This is a genomic window from Ruegeria sp. BC1, assembly GCF_056539305.1.
Genome location: NZ_JBQFUT010000005.1, coordinates 66,948 through 79,935, shown reverse-complemented (window position 1 = coordinate 79,935; position 12,988 = coordinate 66,948). Strand labels below are relative to the sequence as shown.

General features: G+C 56.2%; 10 protein-coding genes. 7 read left to right on the top strand and 3 right to left on the bottom strand.

Features of this window, described 5'->3' with window-relative positions; translation table 11 throughout:
• Positions 1 to 2: 2 nt before the first annotated feature.
• From nqrM to ACR0IY_RS12345, 5 genes are all read left to right on the top strand, one after another.
• The gene (nqrM, locus tag ACR0IY_RS12365) at positions 3 to 239 is read left to right on the top strand and encodes a (Na+)-NQR maturation NqrM (RefSeq protein ID WP_480673684.1); all 237 of its coding nucleotides are present in this window, start codon (positions 3 to 5) and stop codon (positions 237 to 239) included.
• Positions 240 to 307: 68 nt separating this feature from the next.
• Positions 308 to 1,996 (top strand): sulfatase-like hydrolase/transferase, encoded by a 1,689-nt coding sequence (locus ACR0IY_RS12360; RefSeq protein WP_480673682.1) that lies wholly within the window; start codon positions 308 to 310, stop codon positions 1,994 to 1,996.
• A gap of 88 nt (positions 1,997 to 2,084) precedes the next feature.
• Positions 2,085 to 3,602 carry a 2,3-bisphosphoglycerate-independent phosphoglycerate mutase gene (gpmI, locus tag ACR0IY_RS12355; RefSeq protein ID WP_480673680.1) on the top strand — a complete coding sequence of 506 codons (1,518 nt, stop codon included), beginning with the start codon at positions 2,085 to 2,087 and terminating at the stop codon, positions 3,600 to 3,602.
• A complete protein-coding gene (locus ACR0IY_RS12350) occupies positions 3,599 to 4,729 on the top strand; it encodes a murein hydrolase activator EnvC family protein (protein ID WP_480673678.1) in 1,131 nt (376 codons plus the stop codon). Before gpmI ends, ACR0IY_RS12350 begins: the two co-directional genes overlap by 4 nt.
• A gap of 6 nt (positions 4,730 to 4,735) precedes the next feature.
• Positions 4,736 to 6,076, top strand: coding sequence for a S41 family peptidase (locus tag ACR0IY_RS12345; RefSeq protein ID WP_480673676.1), 1,341 nt, complete (start codon positions 4,736 to 4,738; stop codon positions 6,074 to 6,076).
• A 62-nt stretch (positions 6,077 to 6,138) separates the two neighbouring features.
• Here the strand turns inward: ACR0IY_RS12345 and ACR0IY_RS12340 are convergent, their stop codons facing one another.
• From ACR0IY_RS12340 to ACR0IY_RS12330, 3 genes are all read right to left on the bottom strand, one after another.
• The gene (locus ACR0IY_RS12340) at positions 6,139 to 7,467 is read right to left on the bottom strand and encodes an adenylate/guanylate cyclase domain-containing protein (RefSeq protein WP_480673674.1); all 1,329 of its coding nucleotides are present in this window, start codon (positions 7,465 to 7,467) and stop codon (positions 6,139 to 6,141) included.
• Positions 7,468 to 7,609: 142 nt separating this feature from the next.
• Entirely contained in the window at positions 7,610 to 7,969 is a 360-nt protein-coding gene (locus tag ACR0IY_RS12335; RefSeq protein WP_480673672.1) for a hypothetical protein, read from the bottom strand.
• 11 nt (positions 7,970 to 7,980) lie between these two features.
• Positions 7,981 to 8,742, bottom strand: coding sequence for a DUF6478 family protein (locus ACR0IY_RS12330; protein ID WP_480674043.1), 762 nt, complete (start codon positions 8,740 to 8,742; stop codon positions 7,981 to 7,983).
• A 244-nt stretch (positions 8,743 to 8,986) separates the two neighbouring features.
• On the opposite strand from ACR0IY_RS12330, the gene ACR0IY_RS12325 reads away from it, so the two are divergent.
• Both ACR0IY_RS12325 and ACR0IY_RS12320 read left to right on the top strand, forming a co-directional pair.
• Positions 8,987 to 12,091, top strand: a complete 3,105-nt coding sequence (locus ACR0IY_RS12325; RefSeq protein WP_480673670.1) for an ABC transporter transmembrane domain-containing protein — start codon at positions 8,987 to 8,989, stop codon at positions 12,089 to 12,091.
• Positions 12,084 to 12,974, top strand: coding sequence for a CPBP family intramembrane glutamic endopeptidase (locus ACR0IY_RS12320; RefSeq protein WP_480673668.1), 891 nt, complete (start codon positions 12,084 to 12,086; stop codon positions 12,972 to 12,974). The genes ACR0IY_RS12325 and ACR0IY_RS12320 overlap by 8 nt, the downstream gene beginning before the upstream one ends.
• Positions 12,975 to 12,988 lie beyond the last annotated feature (14 nt).

Below are 12,988 nucleotides of genomic sequence, written 5' to 3'. Positions count from 1 at the left end.
AAATGACCACCTTTATTCTGGCCTTCGTTTTGCTGTTGATCATCGTGGTTGGCATGTCCCTTGGCGTGATGCTGATGGGCAAAAACATCAAAGGCAGCTGCGGTGGACTGAACGCGATTTCGGGTGCGGACAAATGTGTGGTCTGCCAAAAGGATGTCGATCCGGACAGTCCATTGCGGGACAAACTTCAATGTAAGCGCGCTCGTAAGATGCTGGAGCAGATGGAAACTCAGGCCTGATATCAGATTGGGCTTCGCGGATAGTGTGAAAGAGGCTAACTAGGTCCCCGATCAGAGGGGGCACAGAATTGGCCAAAGCCAAAAACATCCTGTTCATCATGTTCGACCAGCTTCGCTGGGATTATCTGAGCTGCTACGGCCATCCGCATCTGCACACTCCGAACATTGATAGGCTGGCCGCGCGTGGCGTGCGGTTCAACCGCGCCTATATTCAATCCCCGATCTGCGGCAGTTCGCGCATGTCCACCTATACCGGGCGCTATGTGCATTCGCATGGTGCGTCATGGAACGGCATTCCCCTGAAAGTTGGGGAAATGACGATGGGTGACCATTTGCGGCGCGCGGGGATGGATTGTTGGCTGGTTGGAAAAACCCACATGCGCGCGGATGCCGAGGGAATGGCCCGGTTGGGTCTTGAGCCTGACAGCCTGATTGGAGCCCGCGTCGCGGAATGCGGTTTTGACGTGTTCGAGCGTGATGATGGCATGCGGCCTGAAGGACCTGATGGGTTTTATGACCCGGACGGGGCGAAGGAATACAACAAGTACCTCACGGATAAAGGCTATGAGAGCGACAACCCCTGGCACGACTTTGCCAATTCCGGGTTGGACGCAGAAGGCAATGTGCTGTCGGGCTGGTTCCTGAAAAACTCGGCCGAGCCAGCGAATATTGCGGAAGAGGACAGCGAAACTCCGTATCTGACCGGGCGGGGTATTGAGTTCATGAATACCCATGACAATCCCTGGTGCTGCCACCTGAGCTTTATCAAACCGCATTGGCCGTACATTGTGCCCGAACCCTATGCATCGATGTATGGACCCGAGCATGTGTTGCCTGTGGTGCGATCCGAAGAAGAACGCCGCAACGCGCATCCGGTTTTGAGGGCGTTCATGGACACGAAAATCGGTCAGGCATTCTCACGTCAGGAAGTGCGCGAGGCGGTGATCCCGGCCTATATGGGCTTGATCAAACAGGCTGATGATCAGATGGGCCGCCTGTTCAACTGGATGGAGGAAACAGGCCGGATGGACGACACCATGATCGTCCTGACTTCGGATCATGGCGATTTTCTGGGGGACCACTGGATGGGGGAAAAGACTTTTTTCCATGACGCGTCAACCAAAGTGCCTTTGATCATCTACGACCCTTCCACTCAGGCAGATGCGACACGCGGAACGGTCAGCGATGCGCTGGTCGAATCCATCGACTTGGCACCTACATTTATTGACGTCGCGGGTGGTGAAATCGCGGGTCACATCCTTGAAGGCCATTCGCTGATGCCACTTTTGTATGGGCACCAAACGGAAACCCCGCGCGAGGTGGTTATCTGTGAATATGACTATTCTGCCTCACCTATTGCTGATGCGTTGAATGCCTCGGTTCGGGATGCGGTGATGTTTATGGTGGCCGACAAAAAGTGGAAGATGATCCACTGCGAAGGTGGCCACAGACCCATGCTGTTTGATTTGGAAAATGACCCCGACGAACTTGTCGATTTGGGTGATTGTGCCGACCATTCTGACGTGATTGCCCATATGTATGACCACCTGTTCGCCTGGACGCGCCGACCGTCGCAGCGCACTACGCGATCGGAACAGCAACTTGTCGAGATGCGGACGAAAAGCCGGGGCAGGGGGATCGTCGTTGGGGTTTATGACGAAAATGAAACCCCGCTGGAGCTAACCGTCAAGTATCGGGGACGCAAAGCCCGGCCTTATGCCGATTACATCGACAAGGACGACCCCCAGAGTCATTAAATCTTCTCGACCGTGGCTAAAAGGCGGTTCACCCGTCGAGGGACAGGCGATACAAGACAGGCCAAGAGCAGAAATCCGGAGAGCCATAATGACCGCCCCCAAACCCGTTGTCCTGTGCATTCTTGATGGTTGGGGCCTGTCAGAGGACACTAAGGCCAACGCGCCATACCTGGCCGAAACGCCGACATTCGATGCAATCATGGCAAATGGTCCGCATGCCACGCTAATCACTCATGGGCCGGATGTGGGTCTGCCCAGCGGCCAGATGGGCAATTCCGAGGTTGGCCACACAAATATCGGAGCTGGTCGTGTTGTTGCTATGGATCTGGGCCAGATTGATCTGGCGATCGAAGATGGCTCGTTCTTCAAAAATGCGGCGTTGCAGGACTTTATTGCCGAAGTGAAAGCCACGGAGGGTACGGCGCATCTGATGGGGCTGGTATCAGATGGCGGTGTTCACGGTCATCTCAATCACATCGTTGCCGCCGCCAAGGCTATTACAGATGTCGGCGTTCCCGTCGCGCTGCATGCGGTGACTGACGGGCGCGATGTGGCCCCTAAATCTGCGTTTTCATATATTGTTGAGCTTGAAGACAAGCTGCCGAACAACGCGCGGATCGTTACGGTTTGCGGGCGTTATTTCGCAATGGACCGTGACAATCGCTGGGACCGCGTGAGCGAAGCGTATGATGCAATGATCAAAGCGCAGGGGCGTATGTCTGCCACGGCGCACGGCGCAGTTGACCATGCCTATAACCAATCGGAAACAGACGAGTTCATCTCTCCGACCGTTCTGGATGGGTATGAGGGTGTAAAAGATGGTGACGGCTTCTTCTGCCTCAATTTTCGCGCTGACCGCGCTCGTGAAATCCTGCGAGCGATTGGCGAACCCGGTTTTGCGGATTTTGATACCGGTCCCCGTCCGCAATTGGCCGCACTGCTTGGGATGGTCGAATACTCTGACGGCCACAATGAATACATGACTACAGTTTTCCCCAAGCGCGATATCGTGAACACTTTGGGTGAGTGGGTTGCCAAACAGGGTTGCCGTCAGTTTCGCCTGGCCGAGACCGAAAAATATCCTCATGTCACCTTCTTCCTGAATGGCGGTAAGGAAACACCCGAGGTGGGGGAAGACCGCTTCATGCCGAAGTCGCCCAATGTGGCGACCTACGATCTGCAGCCCGAGATGTCCTCGGCCGAAGTGACCGCCAAATTTGTCGAGGCGATCGAGGAAGGGTACGATCTGATCGTAACCAACTATGCTAACCCGGACATGGTCGGTCATACGGGCGATCTGAAAGCTGCGATCAAAGCCTGTGAGGCGGTAGATCGGGGGCTGGCGCAAGTGGTTGCTGCGCTGAAAAAGGCCGGTGGCGCGATGATCGTCACTGCTGATCACGGTAACTGTGAAATGATGGTCGACCCGGAAACCGGCGGGCCGCATACCGCGCACACTCTGAACCCTGTGCCTGTGGCTCTGGTTGGCGGGCCAAAGGGCGCCACTTTGCGAGATGGGCGCCTTTCGGATCTGGCACCGACGCTGCTAGACCTGATGGGATTGGAACAGCCACCGGAAATGACCGGAAAGAGCCTGTTGTCATGAACCTACGCGCGCTACTTTTGGCGCTGCTGTTTGCGACGCCGGTCCATGCCCAGACCGATCCGGCGACCGCAGCGCTGAATGCTGCGCAGATGCTTGAGCAGGCATCGGTTGCCCTGACCGAGGCCGAGGGCGCTCGCGACCGTGTGCGAGCCCTCACTGAAACCATTCAAGCTTACGAAGCAGGGCTGGCCGCAATGCGCGAAGGTCTGCGCCGCGCCGCCACGCGAGAGGTGCAGCTGACCGCGGAATTGCACGCCCGTGAAGAAGAGATTGCTCAACTGCTGGGCGTATTGCAGACCATTGAGACGACAGCGCCACCGGTTCTGATGTTGCACCCTTCGGGGCCGCTAGGTTCAGCGCGTGCGGGTATGATGTTGTCCGAAGTGACACCCGGACTGAACGCTCGCGCGCAGGCACTGGCCAACGACTTGCAAGAGGTGCAGACCCTGCGCCAGTTGCAACAAAGCGCCACTGAAACCCTGACAGAGGGACTGAGCGGCGTTCAGACCGCCCGCACGCAACTGAGCACTGCCATCGCTGATCGGACGGATTTGCCCAGACGCTTTGTGGAAGATCCAGTGCGAACCGCGATCCTGATTTCGTCATCGGAAACACTGGAGGGTTTCGCCAGCGGGCTGTCCGAGATTTCAGAAGGCGAGATTGCAGAAACCAGCGCGGATATCTCGGATATCAAAGGCCAGATATCTTTGCCCGCGCAAGGCGTGCTGTTGCACCGCGCCGGTGAGACTGACGCAGCAGGCGTGAAGCGCCCCGGCGTCGTGTTGGGGACCCGGCCGCGCGCGATCGTGACATCTCCGACGGCCGCCACGATTCGCTATCGCGGACCACTGCTTGACTTGGGGAATCTGGTGATCCTGGAACCCCAACCCGGCCTTTTATTCGTATTTTCGGGTCTGCAGGAGGTATATGGCAACCCCGGTCAAGTTATCCCGGAGGGCACTCCGGTAGGTTTGATGCCCGGAGAAACCCCGGAAATCGGCGCTATTTTGTCAACTAGCGGTGATGGCACTGGAACTGATCGGTCAGAAACGCTCTATATAGAGGTAAGACAGGATAACAGCCCAGTGGACCCGGAATCGTGGTTCCGGACCGACAAGGATGGATAATCGAGAATGAAAAAATTTGTGATGGCCGGATTGGCTGGAACCGTGGCGGGTATAATCGCAACCACTCAGATCGCTGGCCCTCTGCTGGCGCAAGAGGCTGAAAACAAGGCCAGCGTTTATGAACAGCTGGACCTGTTCGGCGATATTTTTGAGCGCATCCGCGCACAATACGTCGAGGAGGTCGAGCCGGAAGATCTGATCGAAGCGGCGATTGACGGCATGCTGACCTCGCTGGATCCGCATTCCAGCTATCTTTCCCCTGACGATGCCGAGCAGATGCGCGTGCAAACCCGTGGCGAATTCGGTGGGTTGGGGATCGAAGTCACGCAGGAAGAGGGCTTTGTCAAAGTTGTCTCGCCGATCGACGATACGCCAGCGGACGAGGCCGGGATCGAAGCGGGCGATTTCATCACCCATGTCGATGGCGAAAGCATCCTTGGCCTGACGCTGGACAAGGCGGTTGATCTGATGCGCGGCCCGGTTGGGTCCGAGATTGTGATCACTGTCGTCCGCGAAGGCGAACAGGAACCATTTGACGTCACCATCATCCGCGACACGATCAAACTGACAGCTGTTCGCGCCCGTACCGAAGGCACCAGTGTCGTTCTGCGCGTGACCACCTTTAACGACCAGACCTTCCCCAATCTTCAGGAGGGTCTGAATGAGCAGATCGAAGAGGCCGGAGGCATTGAAAAGGTAAACGGTTTCGTGCTGGACCTGCGCAACAACCCCGGTGGCCTTCTGACACAGGCAATCAAGGTTTCAGATGCGTTCCTGAATGAGGGCGAAATCGTTTCGACTCGTGGCCGCGATCCCAGCGAAGGTGAACGGTTCAACGCAACCCCCGGCGATCTTGCCGAGGGCAAACCGATTGTTGTTCTGATCAACGGCGGGTCTGCTTCCGCTTCTGAGATTGTGGCGGGCGCCTTGCAGGACCACCACCGCGCCATTGTCGTCGGCACCAAGAGCTTTGGTAAGGGTTCGGTGCAGACGGTCATGCCGCTGCGCGGTGACGGTGCTATGCGCCTAACCACGTCGCGCTATTACACACCGTCGGGCCGTTCGATTCAGGCACTTGGCGTCAGCCCCGACATCATTGTCGAGCAACCGCGCCCCGTGGCCGAAGCCGAGGAAGATGAAAGCAATGCACGTACCCGGTCCGAGGCCGATCTGCGCGGCAGCTTGAACAATGACAGTCTGAGCGAGGACGAAATCCGCCAGATCGAAGAAGACCGCGCGCGCGCCGAAGCCACGGCCGAACTGCGGGAAGAGGATTACCAGCTGGCGTATGCTATTGATATCCTCAAAGGTTTGTCGGCCTTCAACCCGAACGGGCCGTCACAGTGACGATATGGGTCGCCCAAATAGGGCGACCCTATTTTCCTGCAATTTGGACTAAAACACGAAATTCAATTCGCCATGGCGAAAAGCGTCCATTCGCCCGGAGCTCCACGTAAATCACGCTGTCCCAGATCGCTGAAACTGTGATCTGAGCCCAACGTCAAATCCTTGACGGTTTGAGAGACCAGAATTTCATTCGGGCCTGCCTCGCCCATCAGTCTTGAGGCTACGTGCACCGCCAAACCGGTCAGATCCTGCCCGCGAACTTCGCATTCACCTGTATGCACACCTATACGGCTTTTCAGTCCCAGCCCCGTCACGTCCTCACGCAGCGTTTTCGCACAATCCAATGCGCTTGTCGGCCCTCGGAATGAAAGTAGGTAACCGTCTCCTGTGTGTTTGACTGTGGTGCCGCCGAACGCAGTGACACGGCGCTCTACGGTCCGATCAAGTTGAACCAGAATACTATGCCAGCGGTCATCACCCATCTCGGTTAGGCGTTCAGTTGAATCAACAAGATCAAGAAAAACCAGTGTAAGCAGCGTCCGTTCAGCGGATACCGATCCAGCTTCACCGGTTACGAATGCTCTGATTTCAGAAACCAACTGATCCTGATCGCCGTACCAGGCAATATGGTCTTCGCCCGGTAGAATCCGTATTTTTGCGCCCTCGATATTGGCAGCTAAATATCTCGCATGACCCACATTGCACCACCGGTCGCCCTCGCGGTGCAAGATTAAAGTAGGGGTCTGTATCGCCTTAAGAACATGGCGGTAATCGATGTCATAATTCATCTGCGATAATTTCATCAAGGCGCGGGGACTTGCCGCGTATCGAAAATAGGTATCAAGCCAGCGCTGTGCTGCTGGATCATCAGAGATACTGGGCGCCCCGTCCAATCCGATGAAGTCGCCATCTGCGTAACTACTGAAATGCCTTATTGCCTCTTCTACTTCGCCGGGTTTTAACCCGAGTGGATAATCCGGGGCCCATTTGTAACGTGGTCGGCTTCCATTCAGAATCAGATGGCTGACGCGTTCGGGATATGTGGTGGTGAAGACACTGGAAATCGCTCCACCCTCTGACATGCCAAAGATCGCAACCTTGTTGGTTCCCACTGCGTCAAGCACCGCGTTGATATCTTGTGACCGTTCTTCGAGTGTAGGGTACCCGACATCCCTGTCAGACATGCCGACACCGCGTTTGTCAAAGAAAATTACGCGTGCAAATCGGCTAATTTTGGTAAGAAACCGCGCATAATCGGGACTTTCCCAAGCGTATTCAATATGAGTTGCCCAGCCTTGCGCCCACAACAGATCAATCGGGCCATCCCCGAAGACCTGATAGGCAATGTGGATGTCACCGGCCTTGGCGTATTGTGTTCTGGGTCGTTCCATATCCCAGGATCGCGCGCCGTGCTGAATGGGTCAAGTGACCGCCAAAGCTTGGTTGGTCCCAAAAAACGTAACTAACGCACCCATTGCCACTGCCTTCGATAACTTTTGGACGAGGGCGGTCTGAGTTTTTGAAGGCCTCACCTCAGCCTGCTGCGTTTTGCGTCCGCCGAAAGGCACGTTTCAACATATCCAGTTCGGCGCGCAGCAGCTCAACTTCCGCCCGCAAGTCGTCTGCGGCCGGAGAGCCCGCAATAATTGTGAAATCACCGAGTTTCACCTCGGTGGTCGCATCTACGATCACAAAGCAATGAACCCCGTCGGACAATGCCGTTGCAGGTACTGGAATGCGGACCTCCCACCCGCTATCCGCTTGGGTTACATCAACTTCTGGCACGGTCTGATCCAGATAGCGAACCTCGACCTGTGGCTTGGCCCCAGCTTGCAAGTGCCCGAGCCAGATGCCGTTTTCAAAGCGGATGGGTGTAAGTGTTGCGTGTGTCATTGCCAATGCTTTTACAGGTCTGCCCGGTGATGGCGGCAAAAGGTCAGATCGCGCAGCATCACGTGGTTCATTTCCGGGTTTTCAAAGATCAAGTCCAGCCAGATTTTTTCGATCCGTCGTTCATTCAAAGGCAAATGCGCCAGATCGAAATCAACCGAGACTGAAGGCGCGGATAAATCCAGCTTGCGCAGTACCTGTTCGGTGTTCGGCCCGTGCTGGATGTTGAGGCGGGCGAAAACCCCCAGCATGTGTTCGGGCTCGATCAGGGCATCCACGCGCATCAGGTGTTGTTTGGTCAGGCCCTGCGATGCGTCCGACGGCAGCTCAACGGACAGAGACAGAAAATTGCCCGAGAACCCGAAAACCTCGATCGACAACCCGCAGGCGGCCAGATCGTTATCGCGAATATTCCGGGTTTGCCGCATTCCGATCTCGGCCAGGGAACAGTCATGAAATAGAGTTACCTGCTGATCCATTGGCGCTTTGCGCGGGGCCGAGGCCAAACCCCGACGGGCCAGTTGCCCTCGCCACAGGTCCGGCCGCCAGCTCCAGTCGGTTCCAAGCGGTTTGGGGAATTGAGGCGATCCCATCCTGGGGCGGGTCAGCCGACTATTGGCTTCGTGGATCAACTGATTTAGATGCCACCGCAACCAGCGCGCATCGTCGCGTTGCTGACGCAGCTTAGGTTCGGGCGCCACGGCTGCACCGCTCAGCGCGTTCCGCCAGCGTTTTACGACCCTGTAGTTAATATAGCGATCCAGAATTCTGCCCATGATCCCATCAATCAAGCTCGCCCCCTCTTTAGTCAAAGAGAGCGCCGAGATTAAAGATGAATAAACGAAAATAGTGTGTAAACCTCCCGATTTTGTGAACTTGTTTTCGGATGGGCTTTCCGGCTTTGATCTGTTAGCCGGGGCACCATTGTTGCAATCGTCAGGGTCTGTAAGTACCGTCTGACACCTGATTACGGCGGATCATCCGACAACGCATCCAATACTATTGAGGCAAGCCCGGGGCATGGAACCCACTCTATTCGCATTCATTTGGAAACATTCCAAGAAACAACAGCTTGTGCTGCTGTTGCTGACGGTATTGTCATTTCCATTCCTCTACGCCTCGCTTGAACTGCCCAAGCAGATCATCAACGATGCCATCGGCGCGCCTGCCGATACTGTTGAGGTCCTTGGTCTTACTGTTACGCAAGTGCAATATCTGCTGGTCCTGTGCTTCGCCTTTCTGGCTACGGTGATCGCCAGCGGCCTGATGAAAATGCGCATCAACACGATGAAGGGCATACTGGCCGAACGAATGTTGCGCCGGTTGCGGTTCACTCTGATCCACCGCAGCATGCGGTTCCCGAAATCCTATTTTGCCACAACCAGCCAAGGCGAACTGGTTTCGATGATCACCTCCGAAGCGGAACCAATGGGCGGGTTGATGGGTGATGCCATTGCCCAGCCAGTGTTCCAGTTCGGCCAGATGATGACGATCGTCACCTTTCTATTCATGCAGAGCGTTTGGTTCGGGCTGGCGAGCATTGCCCTGATCCCGCTACAAGCCTGGCTGATCCCTAAACTACAACGTCAGATCAACCTTCTGAACAAAGAGCGCATTCAGGAAGTTCGGAACCTGAGTTCGGAAATCGGCGAGAGCGCCGCTGGTATCAGCGATCTGCGTACTAACGGTGGCTGGCGGTACAGGCTGGCGCAGTTCAGCCATCGGTTGGGCATCTTGTTCGAGATCCGCTTCAGGATCTACAACAAGAAATTCTTCATGAAGTTCCTCAACAATCTGATTACTCAGATGACGCCGTTTCTGTTTTACTCGGTGGGCGGTTATCTGGCGATCACTGGTGAAGTGACCGTAGGTGCACTGGTGGCGGCACTTGGGGCCTACAAGGACCTGAGCGGCCCATGGAAGGACCTATTGACCTATTACAATCAGGTTCAGGACATGTCCCTGCGGTGGGAGGTCGTGACCGAGCGATTTGCTCCGGCGAACATGATCCCCGAGGACCTGTTCGTGGGCGAGCCCGAGACGATCCCGCATCTGACCGGCGATATCGAGTTGCGCAACGTGACTGTGCGCGACAATGACGGCAAGACCATTCTGGAAGACATAGACCTGACCATCCCCAAAGGTGCGCGAGTAGCCATCCAGTCGGCCCATGCCTCGGAACGCAACGCGTTGGCCCAGGTGTTGACCCGCGAGGTCCTGCCAGTGCAGGGCGACGTGATCATGGCCGGCCATAACCTGAACGATTTGCATCAGGCCGTTATCGCCGCCAGGATCGGTTACGCATATTCACGCCCTTACCTGTTTGACGGAACGTTGGGTGACAACCTGTTGATGCCGCTGCGCACTCACCCCCAGCACGAAGCCGAGGCGGAAAAAGCGCCGTCCCGGTGGCAGATCGAGGCCGTGCGGGCCGGTAATCCCCCGGATTCGTTGTCAGACGAATGGATTGATCCCGGTTTGGCAGGGCTGGACGATATCGAAGACATTCGGGACTGGTGGTTTCAGCTGGTCGAGGCGATGGGCATTGATGAGTTCATGTTCCGTCGTACCCTGCGCAGCAGGTTTGATCCCGAACTGCACCCGGTGCTGGCGCAAGGCATCGTTAATTTGCGTCAGACAATTCAGGACGGGTTGCGGGACAAAGGGCTGAATCAATATGTCTATCGGTTTGATCCTGATCGATTTAACCCCGCTGTTCCGCTGGGCGGCAATCTGCTGTTTGGCGCACCATCGCGTGACATCTCGCCGGATGTTCTGGTGGGCGACGGGCGGTTCCTGTCTATGCTGAATACACATGATCTGGCTGCAGACGCGCTGAGTATTTCGAGCGCGGTGCTGGAAACGCTCGACCGTGCATTTGGCCGGGACGGAACGGATCACCCGCTGTTTCTACGGCTGGGCATGTCCAAAGATATGTACCACCGCCTGTTGGACATCGAAGATCGGCGCAAGGTGAAAGGTGAATCCGAGATCAGTGACGAGGAACGTGCGTTGCTGCTGACGGTTCCGTTCATGCTGACTGCGGAACAGATCGGCCCGGATTTTCCAGAAGAGTACAAAGACAAGATCCTTGCCATCCGAAAAGAACGGGCGGAACAGTTGCGAAACGCAATGGGTGGCATGTTCCTTCCGGTCTCGCCCGATAGCTATATTCCTCGACTAACAGCGATAGAAAACGCGATTTACGGCCGTGTTTCGCTGATGGCCGGCGCACACGCAGATGAGATCGAAAACGTCGTGGCCGAGGCCATGAACGAAGCCGGCCTGAGGCGGCGCGCAGCGGCCATCATCTATGATCTGCCGTCGGGTCTGGGCGGAAACAACCTTCCCACAGTTTTCCAGGAACGCGCCGCCTTTTCCCGCGCGGGGATCAAACGACCTGATATTCTGATCCTCGACAAGGCATTGGCCAGCCACGATTCCGAAAGCCGCCTGCGCACGCGCCTGCGGCTGCGCGAGCTGTTGCCTGAATCGATCATGATTTTTATGGAAGATCACTTTGCCCATCCCGAGGCCTATGATCTGTTCATTGAGGTCAAGGATGGCCGAATCGACGGTGTCTCGCGGACTGAGATCGCTCAGGAAGAAGGCGCTTCAGCCGATCTTAGCCGTAAGTTGAAAATCATCTCATCGACCGAGTTGTTTGGCAGCATAGACGCGCGCAACCAGCGTTTGCTGGCGTTTTCGGCACAATGGTACGACGTGGCAGCGGGGCAGATGATTTTTTCCCGCGGGCAGGCACCCGATGCTGCGTACCTGTGCATCAAGGGGCAGGCCAAACTGGATTGGCTGGGCGAAGGTGGAGAAAAAAGGACCGTCTCAATCATCGAACCGGGTCGATTGATCGGTGATCTTTCGATCATTACCGGAGAGCCCCGACAACTAGACCTGACGGCAATCACGTCCTGTACTTTTTTGCGCATCGGCGCCGAAGAGCTGCGCGCCGTTGTCGAAAGCGACGCTTCTGTTGCTGTGCAACTGCTGCAAACCGTGGCGGGGTATCTGACCATGCTGTCCAACAGGATCAATACGGCCCAAGTGCCCTCTGATGTCTACCCCGACATTCCGCAAACAATCGAAGGCAGTGTAGACGACAATGCGTGACCCCCTCGCTTACTCCGCTCACGAAGGGCTGGTGAGTGCGGCCCGCCAAAGGCCCGAGCTTTGGCGCCTCGTGGTCGGACTGGCGATTGTTGTTGCTGTTTATATTGCGCTGAATACCGTTTTGTTTGCGGTCATCGGCGGCATTGCACCTTCGGATCAAGCCGAAGGGTTTCTCCGCGGCACATCGGCTTTGGCCGCTTTGGTATTGTTGTCAAGCTTCGGGTTTCTGACCTTGGGTGTAGCCGTTGCGGTGCGACAACTGCACCATCGAACATTGAGTTCGATTTTGGGTTCGCGCGCCCTTGCGGTGCGCCAGTTTTGGCGCGTGTTGGTGGCGTTGATAGTGGTGGGTCTCGTGATGGCAGTGTTGCCGCCTTATGGCGTAGGCGAGCCGCTGGCCCAGAATCTTGCACTGACTCACTGGTTGATCTTGCTGCCTTTGTCCTTGACCGCTGTGCTGATTCAGACCAGCGCCGAAGAAGTTCTCTTTCGTGGCTATATACAGCAATCGCTGGCTGCAAGGTTCCGGTCGCCGGTAATTTGGATGGGCCTGCCATCGGTTCTGTTCGCAGCAGGGCATTACGCACCGGGGATAACCGGGGAAAACGCGATGCTTGTGGCGATCTGGTCCTGCGTCTTCGGTCTTTTGGCCTCGGACCTGACTGCACGCTCGGGAACACTGGGGCCTGCTATCGCCTTGCATTTCTTTAATAATACCATTGCACTATTGTTCATCTCGCTGCCCGACCACCTCAGCGGGTTGGCCTTGTACCTGCTACCTTATGACATGTCTGAAACCGATATGTTGCGGCAGTGGTTGCTTGTGGATTTCGTGGTGATGATTGTTTGCTGGCTCACTGCGCGACTTGCGCTCAGGCGCTGATTGCATTTCCTTCC